At 48.3% G+C, this 25,567-nt stretch carries 19 protein-coding genes; 17 read left to right on the forward strand and 2 right to left on the reverse strand.

The features are described 5' to 3' along the window. Nucleotides 1-60: 60 nt before the first annotated feature. The 17 genes from ACUTVW_RS06765 to ACUTVW_RS06845 all read left to right on the forward strand — a co-directional run bounded on the left by ACUTVW_RS06765 (nucleotide 61) and on the right by ACUTVW_RS06845 (nucleotide 23,899). Entirely contained in the window at nucleotides 61-2,826 is a 2,766-nt protein-coding gene (locus ACUTVW_RS06765; protein WP_445645094.1) for a CHASE3 domain-containing protein, read from the forward strand. 271 nt (nucleotides 2,827-3,097) lie between these two features. Beyond that, nucleotides 3,098-4,720, forward strand: coding sequence for a PucR family transcriptional regulator (locus ACUTVW_RS06770; RefSeq protein ID WP_445645095.1), 1,623 nt, complete (start codon nucleotides 3,098-3,100; stop codon nucleotides 4,718-4,720). Between the two features lie 280 nt (nucleotides 4,721-5,000). Continuing rightward, the gene (gene uraD / locus ACUTVW_RS06775) at nucleotides 5,001-5,537 is read left to right on the forward strand and encodes a 2-oxo-4-hydroxy-4-carboxy-5-ureidoimidazoline decarboxylase (protein WP_445645096.1); all 537 of its coding nucleotides are present in this window, start codon (nucleotides 5,001-5,003) and stop codon (nucleotides 5,535-5,537) included. A gap of 16 nt (nucleotides 5,538-5,553) precedes the next feature. Further along, nucleotides 5,554-5,931 carry a hydroxyisourate hydrolase gene (gene uraH / locus ACUTVW_RS06780; RefSeq protein ID WP_445645097.1) on the forward strand — a complete coding sequence of 126 codons (378 nt, stop codon included), beginning with the start codon at nucleotides 5,554-5,556 and terminating at the stop codon, nucleotides 5,929-5,931. Nucleotides 5,932-5,972: 41 nt separating this feature from the next. After that, nucleotides 5,973-7,568 (forward strand): gamma-glutamyltransferase, encoded by a 1,596-nt coding sequence (ggt, locus tag ACUTVW_RS06785; RefSeq protein WP_445645098.1) that lies wholly within the window; start codon nucleotides 5,973-5,975, stop codon nucleotides 7,566-7,568. 81 nt (nucleotides 7,569-7,649) lie between these two features. After that, complete coding sequence (locus ACUTVW_RS06790; RefSeq protein ID WP_445645099.1) at nucleotides 7,650-8,975, forward strand: 5'-deoxyadenosine deaminase; 1,326 nt, start codon at nucleotides 7,650-7,652, stop codon at nucleotides 8,973-8,975. Nucleotides 8,976-9,061: 86 nt separating this feature from the next. After that, nucleotides 9,062-10,078 carry an XdhC family protein gene (locus tag ACUTVW_RS06795; RefSeq protein ID WP_445645100.1) on the forward strand — a complete coding sequence of 339 codons (1,017 nt, stop codon included), beginning with the start codon at nucleotides 9,062-9,064 and terminating at the stop codon, nucleotides 10,076-10,078. Then, nucleotides 10,044-10,694: a nucleotidyltransferase family protein gene (locus ACUTVW_RS06800; protein WP_445645101.1), complete on the forward strand. Its 651-nt coding sequence runs from the start codon at nucleotides 10,044-10,046 to the stop codon at nucleotides 10,692-10,694. The genes ACUTVW_RS06795 and ACUTVW_RS06800 overlap by 35 nt, the downstream gene beginning before the upstream one ends. Before the next feature lie 79 nt (nucleotides 10,695-10,773). Continuing rightward, nucleotides 10,774-11,742 carry an FAD binding domain-containing protein gene (locus ACUTVW_RS06805; RefSeq protein WP_445645102.1) on the forward strand — a complete coding sequence of 323 codons (969 nt, stop codon included), beginning with the start codon at nucleotides 10,774-10,776 and terminating at the stop codon, nucleotides 11,740-11,742. Between the two features lie 95 nt (nucleotides 11,743-11,837). Continuing rightward, nucleotides 11,838-14,150, forward strand: a complete 2,313-nt coding sequence (pucD, locus tag ACUTVW_RS06810; protein ID WP_445645103.1) for a xanthine dehydrogenase subunit D — start codon at nucleotides 11,838-11,840, stop codon at nucleotides 14,148-14,150. Next, complete coding sequence (locus ACUTVW_RS06815) at nucleotides 14,147-14,719, forward strand: (2Fe-2S)-binding protein (protein WP_445645104.1); 573 nt, start codon at nucleotides 14,147-14,149, stop codon at nucleotides 14,717-14,719. The genes pucD and ACUTVW_RS06815 overlap by 4 nt, the downstream gene beginning before the upstream one ends. Before the next feature lie 471 nt (nucleotides 14,720-15,190). Further along, nucleotides 15,191-17,533, forward strand: a complete 2,343-nt coding sequence (locus ACUTVW_RS06820) for a glycosyl hydrolase (protein ID WP_445645105.1) — start codon at nucleotides 15,191-15,193, stop codon at nucleotides 17,531-17,533. A 691-nt stretch (nucleotides 17,534-18,224) separates the two neighbouring features. Continuing rightward, nucleotides 18,225-19,307 (forward strand): class II fructose-bisphosphatase, encoded by a 1,083-nt coding sequence (gene glpX, locus ACUTVW_RS06825; RefSeq protein ID WP_445645106.1) that lies wholly within the window; start codon nucleotides 18,225-18,227, stop codon nucleotides 19,305-19,307. A 206-nt stretch (nucleotides 19,308-19,513) separates the two neighbouring features. Then, a complete protein-coding gene (locus tag ACUTVW_RS06830; protein WP_445645107.1) occupies nucleotides 19,514-20,575 on the forward strand; it encodes a LacI family DNA-binding transcriptional regulator in 1,062 nt (353 codons plus the stop codon). A 52-nt stretch (nucleotides 20,576-20,627) separates the two neighbouring features. Then, nucleotides 20,628-21,800, forward strand: coding sequence for a Gfo/Idh/MocA family protein (locus ACUTVW_RS06835; RefSeq protein ID WP_445645108.1), 1,173 nt, complete (start codon nucleotides 20,628-20,630; stop codon nucleotides 21,798-21,800). Nucleotides 21,801-21,947: 147 nt separating this feature from the next. Further along, nucleotides 21,948-22,673, forward strand: coding sequence for a ThuA domain-containing protein (locus tag ACUTVW_RS06840; RefSeq protein ID WP_434750921.1), 726 nt, complete (start codon nucleotides 21,948-21,950; stop codon nucleotides 22,671-22,673). Nucleotides 22,674-22,792: 119 nt separating this feature from the next. Next, nucleotides 22,793-23,899: a Gfo/Idh/MocA family protein gene (locus ACUTVW_RS06845; RefSeq protein ID WP_445645109.1), complete on the forward strand. Its 1,107-nt coding sequence runs from the start codon at nucleotides 22,793-22,795 to the stop codon at nucleotides 23,897-23,899. 168 nt (nucleotides 23,900-24,067) lie between these two features. On the opposite strand, the gene ACUTVW_RS06850 is transcribed toward ACUTVW_RS06845, so the two are convergent. Beyond that, nucleotides 24,068-24,886 (reverse strand): SPL family radical SAM protein, encoded by an 819-nt coding sequence (locus ACUTVW_RS06850; RefSeq protein ID WP_445645110.1) that lies wholly within the window; start codon nucleotides 24,884-24,886, stop codon nucleotides 24,068-24,070. Continuing rightward, a complete protein-coding gene (locus tag ACUTVW_RS06855; RefSeq protein WP_445645111.1) occupies nucleotides 24,883-25,467 on the reverse strand; it encodes a bifunctional transcriptional activator/DNA repair enzyme AdaA in 585 nt (194 codons plus the stop codon). Before ACUTVW_RS06855 ends, ACUTVW_RS06850 begins: the two co-directional genes overlap by 4 nt. Nucleotides 25,468-25,567 lie beyond the last annotated feature (100 nt).

Consider the following 25,567-nt stretch of genomic DNA (forward strand, 5'->3'; position numbering starts at 1 on the left):
ACTAATGCAACAGATTTCATGATTTTATTCAGTATTCAACAATATTTGGAGGGTTCCACGTTGTCTAAAACGAGAAGATTTACGATACGCTCCAAAATTGTATTGGGCTATCTTGTGGTTGTGCTCTTATTTGGTGTAGTACTTCTGGTACTTTCGGCCCAAATTGATGTGTTGCAGAAGGAAAATGATTTTATCAGCCATCATGATCTGGACGTACATAATCTGACCAACGCGATTGAAAAAAATGTGCTGGATATGGAAACGGGACAGCGAGGATTCATGCTTACCGGAAAAGAGAATTATCTTCAGCCTTATGATCAAGGTCTTTCCGAGTGGAACTCCAATTACGATCAGTTATATTCCTTGATTAGCGATAACCCGGCACAGCAACAAAGTTTGCAAAATATTAAGTCCCATATTACCCGCTGGATTGAGATTGCTGGCGAACGATCCGTACAGCTGAAGAAAGAAGGGGATCAGGACAAGGTCCTCGCTTTTTTTGAAACAGATCCGGGTAAAACGGAAATTGATCTGCTTCGGTCCCAGCTTGGCACCTTCCGTAATACCGAAATTATGTTGACGGAAGCCAGGGTGACGGATTTGGCGAACCGTAGCTCGACTTTGCTGACGATCATGTACACTCTGTGGGCTCTGATTGCAGCGTTATCCATTGCCGCAGCTTTAATCATCTCTGGCAATATTGTGAGAACACTTCAAGAAGTGAAGCAGACGATTAGCGATATTTCCAAAGGGGGAAACCTGAAGCAACGGATACGAATGCGAACACGAGATGAAGTAGCTGATCTCGGGCATGAAACGAATAAGTTGCTGGATGAGGTACAGGAACAAAACCGGGTGAAGGATCAACTTACGGGGATTGCCACGCTTATGCAGAATCCAACAACACTCGAAGGTTTGTCCCGTTTGTTCCTTAGCGAGCTTGCAGTGATGCTGGAGATTCCGTACAGTGTGCTGTATTACTGGAAAGACAACCGTTTCGTTCGTGTGGCTGCTTATGCAGGGGATGGCGAGAAGGAACGTTCTCTTGGGAAAATATCACTGGCGCCCGGTGAGGGCATGGTCGGCCAAAGCGCATTGGAACAGCGGGTGCTGCGAATGAATGATCTGCCCCAGAACTACATCCGGATTGCTTCCGGGCTGGGCTATACCTCAGCGAGTTCACTTACCGTTGTACCTATCTTGTTTGAAGGCAAGACCATTGCTGTCGTGGAACTCGCATCAATGAAGCCTTTACCAGAGCAATCTATGGAATGGATCAGGGAATTAACGGTGATCTTCGGTGTTTCGCTTCATTCGACCGTCACGCGGATGGAGCTGCAACAGCTTTACGATGAGTCACAGGTCTTGAACGAAGAGTTACAGGCACAATCGGAGAAGCTGCAGCTTCAAACGGAAGAGATGCGATCACAGACAGAAGAATTGCAGATGCAGACGGATGAATTGTATATGCTCAATGAACGTTTGGAGAACCAGAAAGGTGCGGCCGAGAATACAGCCCAAGAACTTGCGGTGGTGGCCGATCAACTGCGGACAAGCTCGGGATACAAATCGGAATTTCTGGCGAATATGTCACATGAGCTGCGTACGCCTCTCAATAGCATGCTGATTCTCTCCGAGATCCTGGCTGAGAACAAACATCATCATCTGAGCAGTGAAGAACAGAATTATGCTGCCGTCATTCATAGATCGGGTAAAGACTTGCTGAACCTTATTAACGATATTCTTGATCTTTCCAAGGTTGAGGCGGGGCAGATGGAAGTGGAGTTTGATGATGTTTATCTCGACACGTTGCCGGAAGTGATGAATCAGTATTTCTTGAAAACAGCAGAACAGAAAAAAATGGACTTCCGAATTCAATTGCAGAGCCCGCTACCGGATACGATTAAAACGGATGAGATGCGGATGCATCAGATTCTAAGAAATTTACTTTCGAATGCGTTCAAGTTTACGAGTGAAGGTGAAGTTGCGCTGACGATCTCTCAAATGAGCCTGACTGACCCCGATCAAGCGGGGCAGGATACAGAAGTCATTGCCTTTTCCGTAAGTGATACAGGGATCGGCATCGAGGAGAATAAGTTGGTTCAGATCTTTGAGGCATTTAAACAGGCCGATGGTGCGACTGCCCGTAAATATGGCGGTACGGGGTTAGGTCTTTCCATCTCTCAATCCCTTGCTTCGTTGTTAGGCGGTTCAATCTCGGCGGCAAGTCGCGTGGGTCAAGGCAGTGTATTCACGCTGTTTCTTCCTCTGCATAGAGAGGGCTCAGTAGTAAAGAATGAGCAGAGCCACAGACTTTTTATCGATGAAGCAGAAGAAACGACGTCAGAAGAACGTGAACTCTCATCTTCACCTCAGGTGCAGATGGATGTGAAGGATCGGGAGATCTTGCTAACCCCGCTCGAGGAATCCTTATTTAGCGGCCGCCGTATTCTTGTCGTGGATGATGATATCCGTAACGTATATGCACTTGCGAATGCTTTGGAGCAATATGGCATGCTTGTGATCTCTGCTCAGAATGGAACGGAATGTCTGGAGCTACTGGAACAGGGAGGACTTCAACCGGATATCATCCTGATGGATATTATGATGCCGGAACTGGATGGATATGAAACAACTCGCCGGATTCGGGAACGAATGGGTCTGACTGAGCTTCCAATCATTGCACTCACAGCCAAAGCGATGAAAGAAGATCGGGAGAAATGTATCGCCGCTGGTGCAAACGACTATCTCAGCAAACCGCTAAATATCAAAGATGTATTATCCCGTATGAAATTATGGTTGAATCACGAAAAGATGGGGATTTGATCTGATCAGGTTGTTCATCGCTGTTATAAAAATGAGGATGCATATGTAAAATGTCGAACCTATGTCCGTGGAAGCATGATGATGCTTTCATGTAGGCATAGGTTTTATTTTTTCTCATGTAAGCTTCTTTTTGGAACTTGATGTTATAATACTTAACAAATAGCTGGAGATCAGGGTTTGGTTGTTCTGCTTTTCGGGTGAGATCATGAAAAAAGAGTCTTTCCAAAGTTGGAATTCACATTAAACGTCAATTATATGGGAGGTCATGTCCATGCAGCTTACCGTTAAAGAAGCTTTACAGGTATACCCGCTGTCCGAGGCTAAACTGGTTGCAGGCGAGGAAGGGACTTCACGCATGATGAAGTCTGTAAACGTCATGGACGCCCCTGATATTGCAGATTGGATCAAATCGGGGGAAATGCTGTTTACGACTGCTTTTATGATAAAAGACAGTGAGCCCGACGCCCTTCGATTGATGCAACGTCTAAATGAACGAGGATGTGCGGGTCTTGGTATCAAGCTCGGACGTTTCTGGCAATCCATCCCCGAAGGCATTGTGGAGGAAGCGGATCGCCTTCGTTTGCCACTCTTGGAGCTTCCATTCCAGTTCACCTTCTCCGATCAGATGAACGCTTTGTTTAAAGTAGAGCATGAACGCAGTCATCGATTGCTTCATGAGGTGGTGCAGAAACAGAAGAAATTGATGCATTTCGCACTACAGCAGCAACAGCATCGCAATGTCTTTGCCGAAATGTCCATGATCCTTAATTATTCGATTGCAGTCATTGGTTCACGTGGGCACGTACTGTATGCGAATGACGATGTAATGTCGGACAATGGAGTTATGCAGGGCTGGCCCTGGAAATCGGTCATGCACCGGGTGAAATGGAATCAGGGAAGCTGTCATCGTGTGCCGATTAAACAAACGGACGAAGAGTATGGTTTCTTGCTGGTGTATACGGACTCGGCGTTGTCCCTGCGAGCGGAGGAAGAGCTGTTTCAGCAGGCCGCAGATGTGTTAGCCTTTTACATGGATATGACCTACCGCGAGCATATCAATCCCACGGTTCAGGATGAGATGCGTACGCTGCTTACCCAGTATGTGGATCAGAAATTAACGATGCAGGAACTCATCACTTTGAGTGAAAATAAAGGCGTTCACCTGTTTCAAGGCACGTATCAATGTGTGTTAACTACGCTGGAACCGAATATCTTCGCTGAGGGCAAACTGCTCAAACAGATTCATCGGGAGCTGCAGTACAATCCGCTGATGCAATTTACCGCTTCCCAGCATTTTCAGATGAATGAGGGCATTCTGTCCATCTACAGTTGTCCGACCGGGCGTGATTATGGTGAGGAATTATCTGCATTTCTCATCAATCGATTCGGCGATGTATTCACAGCCCAAGAAGCGAAGGGGGCACCAGGGCCTCGTTTCTGGATTAGTAAAATGAAACATGAGCCGACATCACTGCGTGAAGCGTATCATGAATGTCTGGATACACGTTCTCTGGCTCACCGGTTCGGTATGAAGGATCGAGCATTACAATTTGAGATGTTGGAATTTGCGTATGTTTTCCAGCATGTGCCGGAACAAATTATGGAAAATTATTGTAACAAGGTGCTCGAACCTTTACTCGCCAGAGACGGCGATCCCAATCAGGTGCTCATGAGCACATTGGAGTCTTTTATTGAAAATGATGGATTAATTAATGAAGCAGCCAAGCAGCTTTATGTACATCGAAACACGGTCACCTACCGTATGGAAAAGATCGGCAGTCTGCTGCAAATGGATTTCAAGAAGACGAACGATCTGCTCAAATTAAAGCTGGTCTTCACCTTCCGTAAGTTCGTGAGAGACAAAGATAAAGCACCTGTCAGACTTCGGATGTAATGATGAATGCTCGTGATGTGCATTATGCTCATAATGTAAGTGATGCACTGGTTTGATGGTCATACAAACATGCAAGGATGAAATAAACCGCACTTTCCTGACCGGGGAGTGCGGTTTATGAACGTAAAGAGGCAAAAGAAAAGAAAAGTCCCGTGCATGAATAACAATTCACATGTTTGGTGTTATGTTATATCACAAAACTGCGTGAATATTATTGTCACATTTGATGGTGATGAATATAATGAGGAACAATAATCGATCGTAGACCGGAGGTTTTAACATGAGTGATCCTACACATCTCATTAATAGCTGGTCTGATGCACAGTTTACACAAACATTCGGCTCTTTGTTTGAAGAATCGGCATGGATTGCAGAGCGTTCTGCCATACTTCGGCCCTTTGAGTCATTGGAAGAGATGATGCATGTGATGACACGACAAATTCTGGCTTTGGAGCATGAAGAGAAGCTGGAGCTGCTTCGCAAGCATCCGGACTTGGGAGCGCGAATCAGCATGAGCAGAAGCTCTGTCGAGGAGCAGACAGGTGCCGGTCTGGATTCGCTCTCGATAGAACAATATAACGAGCTTAAGCAGTTAAACAAAGACTATACGATGCGATTTGGATTTCCATTCATATTAGCGGTTAAGGGGCATACAGCCGCATCCATTCTTGAATCGATGCGACTTCGGCAGAGCAGAAGTCCGGAGGATGAATTCAAGACAGCATTAGTTGAGGTATGCAAGATAGCTGATATCCGGTTGCGACAATGGCTTTCGCAGTGCCGGAAGGATCTTGAGAACGATGAAAAGAGAAGGTAGAAGGTGATGGTATCTGATGCAACTAAATGCAGGCCGGATTACTACACATGTGCTGGATACATCCAAAGGTGTCCCTGCCGCAGGAGTGCGGATTGAACTGTACGTTGTAAAAAGGTCGGGAGACGTGGAAAGTAGTAGAAAGGTGGCGGAATCGCTGACGAATACGGACGGGCGTCTGAGTGCACCTTTGCTGCGGGAAGGGATGCTGGAAGAGGGCGAATACGAACTGCGTTTCCATGTGGATCGATATTTTGCACAAGAAGCTCAAACGGAGCTGGTACATGTTTTGTGGACCGTGGTGCCCATTCGTTTTGCAGTAATGGACGCCGTGAGTCATTATCATATTCCTTTATTGATTGCACCAGGGGGATATAGTACTTACCGGGGAAGTTGACCATGCACATATCCGATTAGATTCAGGGAAGGGGGCGCTGCATGTTAAATCAGATGCCGATGGGGCGAAACGCAATGGTAACTACACCGCATTATCTGGCAAGTGCGGTGGGGAGTTCTATTCTCCACCAGGGGGGCAATGCCTATGATGCTGCCGTGGCCGTGAGTGCAGCCCTTAGTGTGGTGTTTCCGCACATGACAGGGCTTGGGGGAGATGCATTTTTCCTGATTCACGACGGAGCAAGCGGTGAGATTACGGGCTATAACGGAAGCGGCCGCTCGGCTGATGGCCTCCATGCAGAATCGTTTAAAGCTATGGGGCTCAAAGCGATACCGCAGCGGGGGGTACTCAGTGCCATCACCGTTCCGGGGATGGTGGATACGTGGTGGGCGGTCTGGTCTCGGTACGGTAGGATGCCGTGGGAAAAATTGCTGGAATCCGCCGTGCAGTATGCAGACACAGGTTGTCCTGTATCCCGTGATCTGCGGTTCTGGATGGAACGGGATGAGGAACTGATTATGGGGCATCCGCCGCTTCGAGCGGTCTTTGCCCCTGCCGGCACCCTTTTGCAGGAAGGAGATTTGCTCATTCAGAAACAACTTGCCGCCTCCTTGCGACTTATACAGTCCGAAGGGCGGGATGTATTCTACACGGGAGAACTAGGCACACAATTAACGGCAGCTATTCGGGAAGACGGTGGGATGCTTGCACGAGCAGATTTCGCTAATCATCAGGGTGAGTGGGTGAAGCCTATCGGCACACCGTATCGTGGTTACGAGGTTTATCAGCTGCCGCCTAATTCACAAGGTTTCTCCTTGCTGCTGATGTTGAACATGCTGGAGCATGTAGACCTGTCTGTTGTGGCACGTACGTCACCTGAATTTTATCATCTGATGGTGGAAGTGGTGAAAAAAGCTTTCAAGGATCGGGATCGCTATCTGACTGACCCGGATTTCAGAGAGATCCCGCTTAACCATCTGTTATCCAAACCCTATGCACAGCAGCTATGGAATGAAATCCAGTCTGCGCCGCCTACTGCACAGCCATTTATGTCTCCAATCTTGGGGCAGGATACCGCATATGCTGCAGTCGTGGACGCTGAAGGTAATGCAGTCTCCTTTATCCAAAGCTTGTACTATGATTTTGGCGCAGCTTATATCCCGGGCAATACGGGGATTTTATTGCAAAACAGGGGTTCTTTTTTCTCTCTGGACACGAAGGAAGCCAATGTTCTCGAGCCAGGCAAACGTTCTTTTCACACGCTTATGCCAGGTCTGGTGATGCGTAACGGTAAGCCCGTTATGCTGCTTGGTACACAAGGTGGGGAAGGGCAGCCGCAGACGCAGTTATCTATTCTGACTGGGGTTCTGGACTACGGTATGAGTATTCAAGAGGCGATTAACCTGCCACGATGGCTGTATGGTCGAACATGGGGTGAAAAGAGTGACTCGATGCGAGTGGAAAATCGGTACCACGATGATGTATGTACTGCTCTTGCGAAATGGGGGCATAAGGTTGAAGCCAGAGCGCCGTGGGATGGAATTATGGGACACTCACAGGGGATTGTTATTCGTGAGGATGGTCTGATCAGTGGTGCAGCTGACCCCAGAGGGGATGGAATCGCGATTGGCTGGTAGTTACGGAGAAAAAGCATGAGGCAGAGGACGAACAACACCGAACAGATAGACAAGATAGAACTGGAGATAGGGGAGATTGGCATGGGAACGATTCTTCTCAAAGGCGCGCAGCTCGTCACTATGAATGCGGAAGAAGATGTATTTACGGGAGATCTGCTCATAGAAGATAACAAAATCAAAGAAATTGCCTTGCACATCGATGAGACGGGGGCAGATCAGGTCATTGATGCGCGAGGGAAAGTGCTGCTGCCCGGCTTTATCCAGACCCATATTCATCTGTGCCAGACGTTGTTTCGCGGACGTGCCGACGACATGGAGTTAATGGATTGGCTTCGCAAACGCATCTGGCCGCTGGAGGCGGCGCATGATGAAGAATCCGTATATTACTCGGCGATGCTCGGTCTCGGGGAACTGATCTCCAGCGGTACAACGACGATTCTTGACATGGAGACGGTGCATCATACGGAATCCGCTTTTCAAGCGATGGCACAGAGCGGCATTCGGGTGATCTCAGGCAAAGTGATGATGGATCATGGGGACGAGGTTCCTGAACCTCTGCGCGAAAATACGGCGGAGTCACTACAACAAAGCGTTGATTTGCTGGAAAAGTGGAACGGTTTTGGCGGTGGACGCATTCAATATGCTTTCTGTCCACGGTTCGTCGTATCTTGCACAGAGGAATTGCTGGTGGAGGTGCGTGACCTCTCTAATAAATATCACGTTAAGGTGCACACTCATGCCTCCGAGAATCGTGGAGAGATTGAACTGGTAGAACACGAACGAGGTATGCGCAACATCGTCTACCTTGATCACATTGGCCTGGCCACCCCTCGGCTCGTGCTTGCTCACTGTGTATGGCTGAGTGAGGAAGAGAAGCAGATTATACGCAAACGTGGTGTCAAAATCACCCATTGTCCAGGTTCCAATATGAAACTTTCCTCCGGGATTGCGGACATCCCAGACCTGTTGAACCGGCAGATCGCAGTGGGGATCGGGGCAGATGGTGCGCCATGTAATAATAATCTGGATATGTTCCAGGAAATGCGAATGACCGCTCTGATTCAGAAGGTGCCTCATGGGCCGACAGTGATGGATGCCAGAACGGTACTACGTATGGCAACGATGGGTGGTGCGGAAGTGTTAGGCATGTCCAGAGAAATCGGCAGTCTCGAAGTAGGCAAAAAAGCAGATATGATCCTGCTGGATCTCGATGATTTTCACACATACCCATCCTATGAAACTGATATTTATTCCCGTGTTGTCTATTCAGCAACTCGTAGCTGTGTGGAAACCGTTATTATCGATGGCAACGTTGTGCTGAGTAGTCGTAAAATCCAGACTATTGACCGTAATATCGTACTGCGAGAGTCGAATAAAAGCATTGCCCGTCTCTTGAAACGTATGTAATTGAAACGTATACCAGCTTTTCCGGCCGTTTAATTTACTAATCCACAGATGGATGAATGGCAGAAGGTAGAAAGGTGGCGGTTCAGATGGAAATGCATGATCTGTGTGCTATTGCGATTCGGGAAACTCGAAGCGTGCTCGCTACTGCGATTAAGGTGGAAGGGCATGCTTATCGTAAACAGGGCGTCTGCATGATCCTTACCGAGGACGGCAGGATGTATGGCAGTATCAGCCCGGGCTGTCTGGAGAGTGATCTGCAAATGCGGGTGAGCCGGGTACTGGAGACGGAGCGATTCGAGCTTGCTACTTACGATATGCGACCCGAAGATGACTTGTCTTGGGGCGAAACGATCGGCTGCGGCGGTCTTGTGGTCGTGCTGATTGAGCCAATTATCGGGGGATTGCGGTACATTTTGCAACAGATGCAGCTAGTTTTGGATACGGGTTCAATGATCTCTTTTTGTCGAACATTTAATGATGGTTACAGTGACGTTCAATATGAATGCTCAAGAATAGGATCGAGTCATTGGATAAAACCATGGAATATTTCTCATCCGCACTCATTCACTTCGCACTATGCTCCCAAACCGCGTTTGATCATCATCGGAGCCGGAAACGACGTTGTACCGGTTGCCAGATTGTCTCAATCCGCTGGATTTCGTGTATTTATCACAGATTGGCGAGATTCCTTCTGTACACCCGAACGTTTTCCTGAAGCAGTACTGATACAGGGGTTTCCTCAGGAGGTTTTCTCGCAACTAAACATCATGGAACAAGATTATATCCTTCTGATGAGCCACCAATTCCAGCGGGAACGAGAGATGGTTGAACTGCTGGTGGGCAGTCAATATGCGTATCTCGGCATTATGGGTTCACGTACCCGAACGGCTCGTTTGCTTGACGGATTGCCGCCGCTGGATCATGTGCGTAGTCCGGTTGGTTTGTCCATCGGGGCAGACGGACCGGAGGAGATCGCGATCAGCATTGTTGCTGAGTTGATTGCATGCAGACGGCAAAGGAGAACGACCGGGAATTCCGCGTTGATGGTCAAAAAAAGGAGCGGAGCTTATGCAAACGACAGGTATCGTTCTGGCGGCGGGTAAGAGCACCAGGCTCGGACGAGATAAACTCTCGGTCACCATGCCGGATGGAAGATCACTGGCAGCATGGACGCTGGAAGCCGCCCTGAACTCCGGTTTGGATCAGGTTGTCTGTGTGGTCAAACCGGAGGACAGCCTTGAATGGGTGTCCGAGGTATGGCTTCGAACATCCTCGTACACGTATAATCCAGAATCCAGATTTCGCATTGCATTATGTAGAGATTACAGCGGCGGTATGGCGAACTCTCTTCACTGCGGTATATGGACAGCGATGGAGTACAGGCCGAAAGGCGTTCTGATTCTGATGGCGGATCAACCGCTTCTAACGACAGAGGAGATCAATCATGTTGCTGCGGTATTGGGTGCTAACCCCATGTGTGATTATGTATCTGGCACGGACGGTGAGGGAGGTAAACCGCCGGTTGCTTTTCGCTCCCACATGTTCGGTCCGTTGTTGTCCTTGCATGGAGACATGGGAGCACGTAAAATGCTTCGCAACCCAAAATACCAAGGTGTTCAAGTGACTTTACCCCAAGAGAGCTTCTGGGATGCTGACACAGAGCCGCAATTGCAACGGATTTTGAATTATGCAGAAAAACGGATGTGGAGGGAAGCCTGAGTATAAGACATCTTGCAACACGTTGCAAGAAAGCCCAAAGACCTCTAAGGGAACTCAGAAGAATAAAGGAGGGGGAGCCATGGTAACGCCGAGATACGGCTCTGGTACGCTGCCCTCTGTGTGGCAACCGGATAGTCTGCAAGAACTGCGTATCATCCGAGAGCGGCTTGAAGGAACGTGGTGTTATGCTGCCGGAGGAACGTTGTTGCGAACCCAGTGGGAATCAGAAGTGAAAGTTCCACCTGAACATCTGGTTAGTTTGTCCCGTATTCCCGAGATGAGCGGAATATCTGTTCATGGGGATAAGATTGTGATTGGAGCCATGACCCGTTTAAAAGAATGTGTAACAGATCCTTTGCTTCAGCGGTTACCTATCTTGCACGAGGCTGTCTTGGCCATTGCAGCTCCTTCTGTACGAAACCTGGCGACCATTGGTGGAAATATCACATCAGGTGTCGGGGATTCGTTACCTGCTCTGCTTGTGTATGACGCGGAGCTACATTGGCTGACCTGCCATGGCATGGAAACTCAAAATGTGAGGTCATGGCTATTAGATGGGCGGGATACAAGGCTGAATGCAGAAGATATATTAGTCTCCATTCATATTCCGTGCAGCCGTGCGAGAGGAGAGCTGACGTCTTGTGATTCGGAGCAAGGTATTTACGAGTCCGAGCAATCTATCCCGGAACGAAATCAGCATATATCCTTTTACCATAAATTGGGGCGTAGAGAGGCATTTACTGCCTCCCTTGTTACCGTAGCTTTTCTCGGGGAGTTTGACCCGGATGATAAACAATGGACGCGGATTTCGATTGCTGCTGGTGGCGGATCGGGTACAGCGGTGAGACTGACTGAGACGGAGCAGTGGCTTCGATCAGGAAAAGCAGATGCTGCTCAAGCTGCCGGGCTTGCAGCCCAAGTTGCTGGCGAATTTGCATCCTATACGGATGCTTTTGCAACCGAAACTTACAGGATACAGGCAGCAGGAAATTTAATTGGAGCCGGTCTATGGCAGGCTTTTCAATCCATGGGTATCCAGGATGCCTAAACATGAGCAGTATCTAAGTCGTTATGTCATCTGGGCATCTACGGAATCGACCATTTGAGCTTCAAAAAAAGGAGCAATGGAAGGGGAGAGACATCATGCTGATTAACCGGGAACAGAGCGGGAAACGCTGGCACCTGCGGCCGGATGGCCCTCCAAAGGTAACGGGGCAACTGCAGTATCTGACCGATATGACCTTGCCTGACATGATCTACGGAAAAGTGTTGCGAAGTGCGTATCCCCATGCACGGCTGCTGTCCGTCGATACATTGGAAGCGGAGGAGATGGAGGGTGTATATGCCGTGTTAACGGCTAAGGATGTCCCTGGGCTTAACCGGTTCGGGATTGCGACACCCGATCAACCCGTGTTCTGTGAGGATGTTGTTCGCTATGTTGGCGATGCGATTGCCGCTGTTGCGGCCGATTCACCCGAACGTGCCTTACTTGCCTTGGGAGCCATCCGGGTGCAGTATGAGGAGCTTGAACCATTGGATAGCACGGATGCTGCACAAGCTGCAGGTGCGCCGGAACTGCATCCGCATGGTCCAGGCAATGTGTTGCATCGCACAGAGATTAAACGAGGAGATGCCCAGCAAGTTTTTGACACATGTGATTATGTTGTGACGGAGACCTATTATACCCCGAGACAAATGCATGCATATATGGAGACGGAAGGTGGCCTGTTTGTGCCGGATGAGGAGGGACGTCTTCATGTCTATGCGGCAACGCAGCATGGATATAAGGATCGTATGCAACTCGCGCGTATTATTGGTTGCCCGGAAGATCATATTCGAGTGGTGTCGTCACCCATTGGCGGCTCGTTTGGCGGTAAGGATGAACTGAACGTACAGCCTTACGGTGCGCTACTTGCGTTGAAATGCGGCCGTCCTGTCAAGATGCACAACTCGCGCAAAGAGTCGGTACGGGCAGGATTGAAACGCCATCCGATGAAGATCGAGATGCAGACTGGCATAAGCCGTGAAGGCATTTTGCAGGCGCATCGGGTTCGTATTACGGCAGATACCGGTGCTTACGCAACGCTTGGCGCACCCGTATTAAACTTCTGTACCGAGCATTGTATGGGGCCGTATGTGATTCCGCATGTGGACGTAGAAGGTGTATCTGTATATACGAATAATGGATTATCAGGGGAGTTTCGCGGTTTTGGAGGGAATCAGGCGATCTTTGCGATGGAAGGTCAGATGGATCGTCTGGCACAATTGATCGATATGGATCCTTGGGAGTTACGCAGGCGTAATTTGCGGCAGAAACATGATCCAGGCCCCTTAAACCAGCGTATATTGCCCACGGATGGATTATCTCAAGTATGGGAAGCGATACACCGCTCGGAACTATGGCAAAAGCATCTTCATCCCCAGGTGCAATTGTCACTTCCTCCATGGATCAAGCGGGGAGTCGGTGCGGCCATCGCAATGCACGGCGCCGGGCTTGGTTACGGCATTCCAGACCCTGCGGGAGGACGATTGTCTCTGAATGCTGAGGGCAAGATTGAAGTGGCTTTCAGTTACGAGGAATTTGGGCAAGGGCTTGTAGCCACGCTGGAGATTATGCTCTGTGATCTGTTCCAATGTCAGCCGTCGGATCTGAGCATTGTTATTGGGGATACAGATCGCGTGCCTCATAGCGGATCCAGTACGGCATCCCGTTCCACCACGATGGCTTGGATGGCCTTGCAGCGTTTGCAGCATGGTTTCCGCTCCAAGCTGCTTGATGTTGCTTCAGAAATTACAGGTATCTCGGCGGCGAAGCTGGTGACAGGGCCAGGGGGAGTGTGGATAAAGACAGAGAAATCTGTATCGGCCTCTTCCTGCCCAGTCGTTTCCTATGGTGATCTTGTGAAGCAAGGAGAAGCGCAGGAGTGGATTTTTGATACCAGCTTTCATTATCCCACTACGCCAGACGATGTTATGGGGGGACATTACCTCTATACGTATGCCGCGGTGGTTGCGGAGGTAGAGGTCAATACACTGACCGGCGAAACCAAACTACGGGATACACGGCATATTTTGGCTGCAGGGCCGGTAATCAATCCGATGGGGTATGTAGGTCAAATTGAGGGCGGCAGTGTGATGGCGCTTGGGTTTACATTAACCGAGGATGCCGTCATGCAGCATAGTCGTTATGTTACGGCTAATCTGGATACCTATCTGATTCCAACGATTAAGGATATCCATACGCAGCTGGATGTAGAAGCGATTGAAGATTTACCTGAAGGAGATACATTCGGGCCGAGAGGTATTGGCGAGATTGGTTCCGTTGCGCTTGCACCAGCTATTACAGCGGCGATTCATCAGGCGACAGGTGTGTGGGTTAATCGGCTTCCCGTGCCGCGCGAAGAGTTGAGTAAGGGACTAAGTGTCCTTTTGCCAGAAGGAGTGAAGCCATCATGATCAACCAACCCCTCGGGCGGGGGTGGAGCGCCGTGGTGAATGGACAGTCAAGACAACTCGTCGTTTCCCCGGGAACCCGGCTTGTCGATATCCTGCGGAATCAATTACAGCTAACCGGAACCAAGGTGTCCTGTGAGGTTGGACGCTGCGGTGCATGTATGATCCTTATGAATGGAGAGCCGGTTAATGCCTGTCTTGTTATGGCTTATCAATGTGAGGGAAGTGAGATTACAACGATTGAAGGACTGCATGGTGAGAAAAAGGGAGATCTTCACCCGATTCAACAAGCCTTCGTGGAAGAAGGCGGATTCCAGTGTGGATACTGCACTCCGGGTATGATCATTTCCACCAAGGCTTTGCTGGACGAGTGTGCAAATCCTTCGCAGGAACAGATTGAATCGGGGTTATGCGGCAATCTCTGTCGTTGTACAGGATACGGCGGGATTATACGGGCTGTAAACAGGGCAAGTGAGCGTTGCGCAGCCCAAAGAACGATTGAAAACCCGCTGAAAGAAGAGGGTAGCAGATCAACAGTTAACATTTTACAAACAGATGTTGCTGAAACCTGAACATCCGAAGCAGGAACAAGGCTTAAGTTTTGCGCAAAATTCTGGTAATATTAAGAATAATAGAGAATTTTCTGCGAGTGAGAGATAAAGCTCTGCACGTAGAAAGTTCTTATTTTTTGTATGGGTCACCGGAATTCATGATTACTTGGGTGTCAGGTAATAAAAAAAGAATTCAGTATGTTTATTCAGGTGTCAGATGAATGAAGAGATTAGATACATTACATAAGGATGCATAAAGGTTAAAAAAACAAAGTTTTCGGACATGAATTGAATCGTTTTCGTAATGTTTTTTGTGAAAAGTCATTTCTGTAATTTCATAGATATATATTGAAAAATAAAGCATTTACACAAAGAAAATAACCATATATTTACAATAATCTCTACTCATGATATGTTTACATATGAAAGCGCCATCATGATTAGAATTATGCACATTTCGCTCTCACATTTCAGATGGAAAGGGAGATGGAAATGAGAATCGGAATGAAGATGGGAACAACGATTGGATGGAGGAGAAGGGTTCAAAAGATGCTTGCCGTGATGTTAACATGTGTGCTGTTGTTTGGCATGCTGATTGTGCCTGCACCTGCGCAAGCGAATGCCCCGCTGTTGACCATTGAGGGCGAAGATGCGGAGCTAACCTCGGACTTGCAGGTGGTTAACCAAATTTACGGACAACCTAAACCTGGCTATTCGGGCAGCGGATTTGTCTGGATGCAGGGATCGGGAACGATCACCTTAAACGTGACCGTTCCCGAGACAGGAATGTACAGCATTTCCACCCGCTATATGCAGGAGCTTAGCATGGACGGCAGGCTTCAATACTTGGCGGTAAACGGGGTAACCAAAGGTTCTTACATGCTTCCGTACACGACGACGTGGTCGGACTATGATTTTGGTTTTCACAAATTAAATAAGGGCAGCAATAGCATTCAACTGAAGGCTGGCTGGGGGTATGCTTATTTTGATACGTTTACAATCGATTATGCCGATCTTGATCCGCTGAATGTGCAGCCTGTACTCACGGATTCTCAGGCTACACCGGAAACACAACGATTAATGGACTATTTAACGGAGGTATATGGAAATAAGATCATTTCGGGTCAACAGGAGGTCTATGGAGGAGGAAATGACGGAGATTCGGAGCTTGAATTCGAATGGATTCATGATCTGACAGGTAAATATCCAGCCATCCGCGGATTTGATTTTATGAACTATAACCCGCTCTATGGCTGGGAAGATGGTACAACCGATCGCATGATTGATTGGGTCAATAACCGGGGAGGAATTGCAACCGCATCCTGGCATATCAATGTGCCGCGTAATTTTAATACGTATCAGCTTGGTGATTTTGTGGATTGGAAAGAGGCGACCTACAAACCGACCGAAACGAATTTTGATACAGCCAAGGCTGTAATCCCGGGCACGAAGGAATATCAATACGTCATGATGACTATAGAGGATTTGGCGGAGCAGCTGCAGATATTACAGGATAACGATGTGCCGGTCATTTTCCGTCCTTATCATGAAGCAGAAGGGAATGGAGGGTTGAATGGCGAGGGAGCCTGGTTCTGGTGGGCTTCTGCAGGAGCGGATGTGTATAAAAAGCTGTGGGATATGATCTACACGGAGCTGACCGAAACGTATGACCTGCATAATCTGATCTGGACGTACAACAGCTATGTATATAGTACTTCTCCAGCTTGGTATCCTGGGGATGAACAGGTAGATCTGGTGGGTTACGACAAATACAATACGATCTACAACCGTTATGATGGATTGTCGGGTGTTCCGAATGAGGATGCGATTAGCTCTATTTTCTATCAGCTGGTGAACCTGACCAATGGCAAAAAGATGGTGGCAATGACAGAGAACGATACGGTTCCGAGCGTGAAGAATCTTACCGAGGAAAAGGCTGGCTGGCTCTATTTCTGTCCATGGTATGGTGAGCATCTGATGAGTGATGCATTCAATTATCCGGCCACATTGAAAACGCTCTATCAAAGCGATTACGTCATTACTCTGGATGAGTTACCGGATCTGAAGGTGAATCAGCCGAATCCAAGTGCGGTCATCTCACCCGGAAGTGCAACCTTTGATAAAGAAGCAAGTCATGCACAAAATATCACAATTTCTCTCACCTTGAACGGGCATCAGCTTACAAACATTTCGCAAGGATCGGTGAATCTCGTATCCGGGCAGCATTATACGGTATCGGGATCAACGGTGGTGTTAAACCAGTCTTATCTGGCAACGTTACCTTTAGGTCAGACGAGTCTAACTTTTCATTTTGACGGAGGTAAAGATGCCGATCTTAAGTTAAATGTAGTGGATAGTTCGGTTGTTGTTGTGCCACCTGACAGTAACTTAACGATTCAGGCCTATAATGGGAATACAAGCGCTTCGACCAACGGGATTGCTCCCAAATTCAAACTCATCAATTCCGGCGATACCGCCATTAACCTGAGTGATGTAAAGGTTCGGTATTATTATACGGTTGACGGAGAGGAAGATCAGACCTTTTGGGCGGATTGGGCAAGTGTTGGAAGTGCTAACGTCACCAGTACGTTCGTCAAGCTGGCGACTCCTGTGGCTGGAGCTGACTATTTTGTTGAGCTGGGGTTCACTAGCAGTGCAGGCAAATTGAATCCGGGCGAAAGTGCAGAGATTCAGGCGCGTTTTTCGAAAAACAACTGGTCTAATTACAACCAGGCGGATGACTATTCCTTCATGGCAGCGGGAAATCAATATGTGAACCATAGCAAGGTTACCGGATACGTAAGTAATCAGTTGGTATGGGGAATGGAACCTTAAACCATAAAAATCAAACAAGACTGGATCAGTTGGCTGCTCAACGGGTTCGGTCTTGTTTGTTTCTGCTCGAAGAAACAAAATAGGAATAAATTGGAGTGGGCAGCGATTTTAATTATCATAATAAATATTATGTAAACTTATATTTTTCGATGTCCTTTATAGACTGTATCTATGGCATTACGAAAAGATAAAGGCCTGATTAATACTAAAATTCATCCTCTGGTTAGATCGATTCAAGCATGGAAGAAAGACCTCAATTCCAGTGGGCAAATTCCAATTTATTAAGGCAGTTTGAACCGGATACAGTTTCCCGAAAATCGTTTTCGATTCTGCTGGAAAATGCGCAGTTGCTGTTTCTAACTTTTGCTCAAAACGGCACTCTTACTCAGGTTACAACACTTCATAAGCGAAACAAGGTGACTTAATTTCTTGAACAGGTGACAGCAAGGAAAACGACCTTGAAAATTGGGAAAAATATTAAAGTTAAGATGAGTGAAAAGGGAGTTATTCTTACGCTAAACTTGTCTCAAAATAAGTAAAAATCAACTAATTAATAAATGGGAAAATTAGCAAATGAATGGATAAGAGCTTGCTGCTACGCCGTTTATAGATTGATTTGATATGGATTTGCGATAGATTTTCAGATGACCTTCACGGTATGCTGTGAAAAACCAGAAGGGAAGTGGCAACCATGGAACGCGAACTGGCGTTGGAAATTGTGCGAGTAACAGAATTGGCGGCTTTAGCTTCTGCCCCTTGGATGGGAAGAGGCGACAAGAATAGTGCAGATGAAGCGGCTACTTTAGCCATGCGTGCCATGTTCGATTCCGTGTCCATTCGTGGCACGGTCGTGATTGGGGAAGGTGAGATGGATGAAGCCCCAATGTTGTACATCGGTGAGGAAGTAGGAAATGCAGAAGGACCGGAGGTTGATGTCGCTGTTGATCCTTTGGAAGGCACAGAGATCGTAGCCAAAGGGCTGAACAATGCACTGTCGGTCATTGCGGTTGCGGGAAAAGGTAATCTGCTCCACGCTCCGGACATGTATATGGAGAAGCTGGCTGTGGGTCCTGCCCTAGTGGGGAAGGTCAGCATCGAAGATCCCGTAGAGGTGACCTTGGAGAAGGCTGCAGCTGCTCTGAACAAAAACATATCCGATCTCACCGTGATGATTCTGGATCGTGTGCGGCATGAGAGTACGATTAAAACGCTGCGCAAAGTTGGCGTGCGGATCAAGTTCCTTAGTGACGGCGATGTTGCCGGGGCCATGGCTCCAGCCTTTCCGGAAGCGGGAATTGATCTGTATGTTGGTTCAGGCGGAGCGCCTGAAGGTGTACTGGCTGCGGCAGCCTTATCTTGCCTGGGAGGTGAGATTCAAGGCCGCTTGATGCCTGCCAATGCAGACGAATTCCAACGCTGCTTGCAGATGGGAATTGATAACCCTTACAAAGTGTTAACGATGGAAGACATGATCGGTACCGAGGATGTTATTTTTGCCGCAACGGGGGTAACGCCGGGTGAGATTCTTGGCGGAGTACGTTATCTCGCAGATGATCGAGCCGAGACGGATTCGATTGTCATGCGTGCCAAAACCAAAACGATTCGTTTTATTCGTTCCCAGCATTTCTTGCCAAACAAGGAGGTACTGCATAAGGTTCGTAAACTTCAGGCGTCCTCTGAGCCATCGAATCGGTTTCGGAAACTGACTAAAGCGATGGAACAGGCCGAATTCAACCAGTCTACCAAGGAAGCAACCGTAATAACGAATGGATAAGAGATGTTCTTCTTATTATAGAAATGACGATATACTACGTCATTGACAAATCAGAATGAGGAAAAGGGTTAATCCTGAATTCCTCATTCTTTTTGTTGTTTTAGCATTGACAACGGTTACATGGCATGAGAAAATGTACGCGCGTACATAAATGGGTTTTTTGATGTTTTTCAACTTAGGTATTTCATCTGAAGGAGGTGAAAGACATGGCTTCTCGCAGAGAAGTCGCTGAGCTCGCCGGGGTTTCCGAAGCGACGGTATCCAGGGTTTTGAATGGCGTTGGACCGATCAGGGAGGAGACTCGCCGCAGGGTGCTTGAAGCATCCGAGAGGTTGGGCTATGTACCCAGCGCACTTGCACGCAGCTTTGCCAGAAGCAAGAGCGGCAATTTGGGCGTTGTATTGCCTTATGTACCTAAGGCACATCTGTTCTCGGCCTATTTTTTCTCGGAAATGTTAAGTGGTATCGGAAGCAAAGCGAGAGACAACGGCCTTGATCTGCTGGTCATGTTCCAAACCGCAGGTGAGACCATGAATTATACGGATCTTTTTCGAAGACAGAAGATTGATGCCTGTATCATTCTTGGTGCAAGACATGATCAGGATGAGCTGGCAGCGATGCAGCAACTGGATCGGGAAGGCCATCCGTTCTGTGTGTTGAACCAGCATTTTGCAGGCGAATCGTTTACGGAAGTTGATGCCGATCATGTCGAGGGAAGCCGGCTTGCTATAAGCCATCTTGCAGATCAGGGGTATCGTAGAATCGCCTTTTTGAATGGGCCAGACAGCTATTCGAACAGTCAGGATCGGCTGGAGGGCGTGCGATTGGGTCTGCACGAGGCTGGCATGGAGCTGGATCCAAGCTTGCTATTGGAAGGGAATTACAGCAGGCGGAGCGGTATTGCGGCGGCAGCCATTGTAGCTGAGCGTTTGGATGAGATTGATGCAGTGTTTGCAGCGAATGACCGGATGGCGATTGGCGTGATGCATGGCTTGCGGGAACGAGGGGTACGGACCCAGGATTTCCCGGCGTTCGTTGGTTATGATGACTCGGATGCGGCCGAGATGGCGGTTCCGGCGTTGAGCAGCATCAGGGTTCCCTTTTTCGAGATGGGAGAGCTTGCTGTGTCAAAGTTGGTGCAAGGTTCTAACGGTGCAACGGATGCCCGGGGAGTAACGGGATATCATCCTAATGTTACCTATGACTCTCCAAGAACGCTTTTGCCCACTGAATTGATTATTCGTACTTCTTCTAATCGACATATTTGAACTTAGCTATTCTATAAAAAGTTTCTACATTCTATTCAAGGAGGAAATGATCATGTCAAAACGTCTTCGTGTAGGAATGGTTGGATACAAATTTATGGGGAAGGCTCACAGCAATGCATACCGCAGTCTGCCGATGTTTTTCCCATCTGCTCCGTTACAGCCCGAAATGTCGGTGATTTGCGGTCGGAATCAGGAGGGAGTTCAGGCGGCGGCAGACCAGTTCGGATGGTCGGAGAGTGTTACGGATTGGCGTGAGCTGGTCAAACGGGATGACATCGACCTCATTGACATTAATGCTCCAAGTGATGCTCATAAGGAAATTGCGCTGGAGGCGGCACGTCAAGGCAAGCACTTGTTCTGTGAAAAACCCCTCGCGCTTTCGCTGGCCGACTCTCGCGAGATGCTTCAGGCGGCAGAAGAGGCTGGTATAACCCATATGGTTGGTTTCAACTATCGTTTCTCTCCAGCAGTACAACTTGCGAAGGATCTGATTGAGAGCGGACGTTTGGGCAAAATCTATCATTTCCGTGCGTTCTTCCTTCAGGACTGGATTCTGGACCCGAACTTCCCGCTGGTATGGCGTCTGCAAAAAGATGTCGCAGGTTCCGGTTCACATGGTGATCTCGGTGCACATTTAATTGACCTCGCTCGTTTCCTCGTTGGTGAGTTCCAGGAGGTCATAGGTATGAGTGAAACGTTCATCAAAGAACGTCCGCTCGCTTCCGAGATGACAGGTCTTAGTGCCAAAGGAAGTTCAAATGCAGATGCACCGAAAGGCGAGGTAACCGTGGATGACGCCACGCTGTTCCTGGCGAGATTCGCAGGCGGAGCGCTTGGCAGTTTCGAAGCGACTCGATTTGCAGCCGGACATCGAAGCACGAATTCTTTTGAGATTAACGGCAGCTTGGGCAGTGTGCGTTTTGATTTTGAGCGGATGAACGAACTGGAAGTGTATTTTACGAAGGATGACGAGGATGTACAGGGCTTCCGCCGCGTACTCGCTACCGATCCTGCGCATAAATATGCCGAGGCTTGGTGGCCTGCTGGACATACGATCGGTTTTGAACACACGTTTACACATGAGATGCTGGAGCTTGTCACGGCCATTTCCGAAGGACGTCAGCCGTCTCCGAACTTCCATGATGGAGTTGCGTGTCAGGCTGTATTGGAAGCGGTAGAGCGTTCGGTAACGGAGCGCCGCTGGGTGACCCTTGAAGAGATGTAATGATGTAATTAAGAGGTACAGAAGCGCTAAGGCTTGAAGATAAAAACAGAGAATAAAGTGAGAAGAGACTGTTAGAGATGTAGTCCGATTACGATTTTCAGACCCAAGGAAGAATCAAATAAATGTATCGAAAGCGAGGATCTAGCGATGAAAAAAGCACTGATTGTATGGGGCGGCTGGGATGGACATGAGCCGGAACAAGTAGCAGCCATTTTTGAACGCATTTTAAAAGAAGAACAGTTCGAAGTTGAAGTCTCCGATACATTGGAGTCGTATGCAGACGCTGAGAAGCTTCTTGGTCTGGATCTGATCGTGCCCCTATGGACGATGGGACAGATTGAGCAGGAGCTGGTGAATAACGTTTCAGCGGCTGTGCAGAGCGGTGTAGGCCTTGCAGGTCTGCATGGCGGCATGTGTGACGCGTTCCGTAACAACGTAGACTGGCAGTTTATGACGGGCGGACAATGGGTGGCTCATCCAGGTAACGATGGTGTGGAATACATGGTGAACATGAAGCGTGGCTCCAGTCCGCTTTTTGAACATATTGAAGATTTTCAGGTGAAAAGCGAGCAGTATTACTTGCACGTTGACCCGGCTGTGGAAGTGCTGGCAACCACTCGTTTCCCTATTGTATCGGGTCCTCACGCTGCGAATGGGCCTGTCGATATGCCTGTAGCGTGGACGAAGCGCTGGGGTGCAGGACGTGTATTTTACAATTCACTCGGACACCATGCAGACATCGTAGATATGAAACCCGTAACCGAAATGATGCGCAGTGGTTTCCTCTGGACAGCCGCGGGCAAAGAACTGGCGAAGAGCCGGACAACGGATGCAACCGAGGTGTACACAGGGATGGCAGACAACCAAACCTAATGTTTTACATTTACAGTTAAGTATTCTAATCCATTTGTACGTTCGTAATTTCGCACTTACATGACATCCATAAGAGAGCTTTAAACATATATCAGATCCATGGCGAAGGGAGCAAGGGCATGAAAACAATGAAAGTAGGTATTATCGGCTGTGGTAAAATCAGCGGCATCTATATGGAGAACTGTCACCGTTTCGAGGTGCTTGAGCTGGTTGCGGTCGCCGACCTGGATCGGAGTAGGGCAGAGGAGCAAGCTGCAGCCTACAACGTTCCTAACGTATACACTGTGGACGAAATGTTCGCGAGTCCCGAGATTGAACTGATCATCAATCTGACGATTCCTGCCGTTCATGCAGAAGTATGCATACGTGCGCTGGAATCAGGCAAACACGTTTATGTCGAGAAACCGCTCGCGGTTACCCGTGAAGAAGGGCAGGCTGTACTTGAAACAGCGAAACGTCAAGGTCTGCTGGTCGGCTGCGCACCTGAAACCTTTTTTGGTTCAGGCATCCAGACGGCACTGCAACTCGTAGAGGATGGGATTATCGGCAAGCCGGTAGCGGCAACAGCTTTCATGATGAGTCGGGGACATGAGTTCTGGCATCCCGATCCGGAGTTCTACTATGCAAGCGGTGGCGGACCGATGTTTGATATGGGGCCTTATTATCTGACTGCACTTGTACAATTGCTGGGGCCAATTAAGTCGATTGCAGGAATGACGGGCAAGGCGATGACTGAACGAACGATTACGAGTGAGAAAAAGAGAGGCCAGATCATTCCCGTTGACATTCCAACACATGTTACCGGTCTGCTGCAATTTGAACAGGGAGCCATCGGTACGCTGATTACAAGCTTTGATGTGTTTGGCGGAAGTTCGTTGCCACCGATTGAGATATACGGGACTCATGGTACACTGCAAGTGCCTGACCCGAACACCTTCGGCGGTCCGGTACGTTATCGTTTGATGGGTGAACATGAATGGACAGAAGCACCGCTGCTTCCAGGCTATCAGGAAAATACGCGTGGCATCGGCGTGGCCGATATGGCCTATGCGGTTAACAGTGGGCGCGCCCACCGTGCCAGCGGCGCACTGGCTTATCACGTACTCGAAGCGATGTGGGCATTCCATGACTCATCGGATGAACAGACCTTTTATAAAATGCAGAGTACGTGTCAGCGTCCGGCGGCACTGCCAGTGAATTTGCCACTTTATACGTTGGATCAGTAAGGCCAGCGGTTGGTAGTAGCCTATTAAAACATAACGAACAGCCTCTGTCTCAGAAATAGAGACAGAGGCTGTTTTGTATGCGAAGGGTTTCGTATTCGACGAGAATTGAGAATACAGTTATTGTTTACGACCTTTCAGCGAAATAATTTTTCGAAAATCGTTTTCCAATCAAGGCTCAAATCCGGCCTGACTAATATAGATTTCATGGTTAGCAAACACACCCTTCATACGCTCAACAACCGTTTGGTAAGCATCTGGTTGATACCAGTGCTGCATTCCGATCTCCTGATAAAGATTCTCCATCCCAAGTCTTCGGGTTCGTTTGCCTTCGCTACCGTCACCCATGAAATAATCATCAATGCATACTCGCTGAACGAGCGGCCGGAGCGTTGAGGCAAATTGTTCACTGCTCGGCAGCACGGGGGCTATGGCAACCTGTGTAGGAATACCAGCATCTCTCAGTTGTTTAAGTGCATGCAGGCGGCCTGCAATGGGTGGCGCAGAGGGGGTAAAGTGTTTGCGTATATCATCTTGATCCGTCTCAACCGTCATGCTCACCCGCACACGTTCTCCAAGCTGATGCAGAACATCGATATCCCGCGTTACAAGCGGGCTGCGCGTCTGCACCAATATAAAATCCGGCGGATATAGTAGCATCGTTTCCAGCAAAGAACGTGTAATTTGTTCCCGAGCTTCGACGGGTTGATACGGGTCGGTGCTGGACGACATGAAGATGGTTACTTTGCCTTTCTTACGGGCACGCTGCAATTCTTTGGCGAGGATGCCGGAGGCTTCTTTTTTCACATCAACCCAGCTTCCCCAGTCTTCCTTGCGAAATAAGGAGACAGGCATCTGCCTGACGTAACAGTATGAACATGCAAAAGTACAGCCAGTGTACGGGTTTAAGGTGTGGGTGTAACCATTCAAGAAGCCAGTGCCTTTATTTAATAACGTTCTGGGAAGTTTGTATGTTAGTTGTGTCTTCATGGACTGTCATGCCTTTCCCTATAATGTGAAGGAGTAAATACCGTGTGCTTGCGAAAAACGGAAATGAAATAAGCCGGATTAGATATACCGACTTGGCGTGCGATCTCGGTGACGGTTAGATGTGTATGTTGAAGCAGGTTTTGTGCTTCGTTTATCCGCTTGGTCTGAATGTATTGCACGGGAGTATGACCTGTTATGCGTTTGAACACCCGATGCAGGTGGTATGGACTCCCGTGGCTTGCAGCAGCAAGTACATCCAGCGTTAACGGTTCGGCGTAATGCTTATCAATATACTCCGTCACCCCGTGAATCCACTCCTGGTCTGGTACGCGTTCTCCCTTAGGTTTACAGCGCTTGCATGGTCGGAACTTGTGAGCCAGCGCTTGCTCTGTATTTTGAAAAATCAGGACATTATCTGATCTGGGAGCTCTCGATTTACACGAGGGGCGACAGAAGATACCCGTTGTCTGTACCGCGTAGAAAAACGTACCATCATACGTGTGGTCATTTTGGATTATTGCATCCCAGTACTCCTCAGGAATCCATGGGGGGAGAGTATCATTTTGCTGCGTATGTTTCATAGGTTCACCTCTGTTATAATTATACCCTGCATAAGGACTAAATCACGGCATTTCGGATTAAAATCGCAAGATATCAATATTGCAACAGCTTTTTTGAATT

The sequence above is a fragment of the Paenibacillus sp. TSA_86.1 genome (assembly GCF_052691815.1).

What these genes read in the sequence shown, in the direction of transcription:
- ACUTVW_RS06770 (WP_445645095.1), top strand. Translation starts at nt 3,098, where the DNA reads ATGCAGCTTACCGTTAAAGAAGCTTTACAGGTATACCCGCTGTCCGAG.
- uraD (WP_445645096.1), top strand. Translation starts at nt 5,001, where the DNA reads ATGAGTGATCCTACACATCTCATTAATAGCTGGTCTGATGCACAGTTT.
- uraH (WP_445645097.1), top strand. Translation starts at nt 5,554, where the DNA reads ATGCAACTAAATGCAGGCCGGATTACTACACATGTGCTGGATACATCC.
- ggt (WP_445645098.1), top strand. Translation starts at nt 5,973, where the DNA reads ATGTTAAATCAGATGCCGATGGGGCGAAACGCAATGGTAACTACACCG.
- ACUTVW_RS06790 (WP_445645099.1), top strand. Translation starts at nt 7,650, where the DNA reads ATGGGAACGATTCTTCTCAAAGGCGCGCAGCTCGTCACTATGAATGCG.
- ACUTVW_RS06795 (WP_445645100.1), top strand. Translation starts at nt 9,062, where the DNA reads ATGGAAATGCATGATCTGTGTGCTATTGCGATTCGGGAAACTCGAAGC.
- ACUTVW_RS06800 (WP_445645101.1), top strand. Translation starts at nt 10,044, where the DNA reads ATGCAAACGACAGGTATCGTTCTGGCGGCGGGTAAGAGCACCAGGCTC.
- ACUTVW_RS06805 (WP_445645102.1), top strand. Translation starts at nt 10,774, where the DNA reads ATGGTAACGCCGAGATACGGCTCTGGTACGCTGCCCTCTGTGTGGCAA.
- pucD (WP_445645103.1), top strand. Translation starts at nt 11,838, where the DNA reads ATGCTGATTAACCGGGAACAGAGCGGGAAACGCTGGCACCTGCGGCCG.
- ACUTVW_RS06815 (WP_445645104.1), top strand. Translation starts at nt 14,147, where the DNA reads ATGATCAACCAACCCCTCGGGCGGGGGTGGAGCGCCGTGGTGAATGGA.
- ACUTVW_RS06820 (WP_445645105.1), top strand. Translation starts at nt 15,191, where the DNA reads ATGAGAATCGGAATGAAGATGGGAACAACGATTGGATGGAGGAGAAGG.
- glpX (WP_445645106.1), top strand. Translation starts at nt 18,225, where the DNA reads ATGGAACGCGAACTGGCGTTGGAAATTGTGCGAGTAACAGAATTGGCG.
- ACUTVW_RS06830 (WP_445645107.1), top strand. Translation starts at nt 19,514, where the DNA reads ATGGCTTCTCGCAGAGAAGTCGCTGAGCTCGCCGGGGTTTCCGAAGCG.
- ACUTVW_RS06835 (WP_445645108.1), top strand. Translation starts at nt 20,628, where the DNA reads ATGTCAAAACGTCTTCGTGTAGGAATGGTTGGATACAAATTTATGGGG.
- ACUTVW_RS06840 (WP_434750921.1), top strand. Translation starts at nt 21,948, where the DNA reads ATGAAAAAAGCACTGATTGTATGGGGCGGCTGGGATGGACATGAGCCG.
- ACUTVW_RS06845 (WP_445645109.1), top strand. Translation starts at nt 22,793, where the DNA reads ATGAAAACAATGAAAGTAGGTATTATCGGCTGTGGTAAAATCAGCGGC.
- ACUTVW_RS06850 (WP_445645110.1), bottom strand. Translation starts at nt 24,886, where the DNA reads ATGAAGACACAACTAACATACAAACTTCCCAGAACGTTATTAAATAAA.
- ACUTVW_RS06855 (WP_445645111.1), bottom strand. Translation starts at nt 25,467, where the DNA reads ATGAAACATACGCAGCAAAATGATACTCTCCCCCCATGGATTCCTGAG.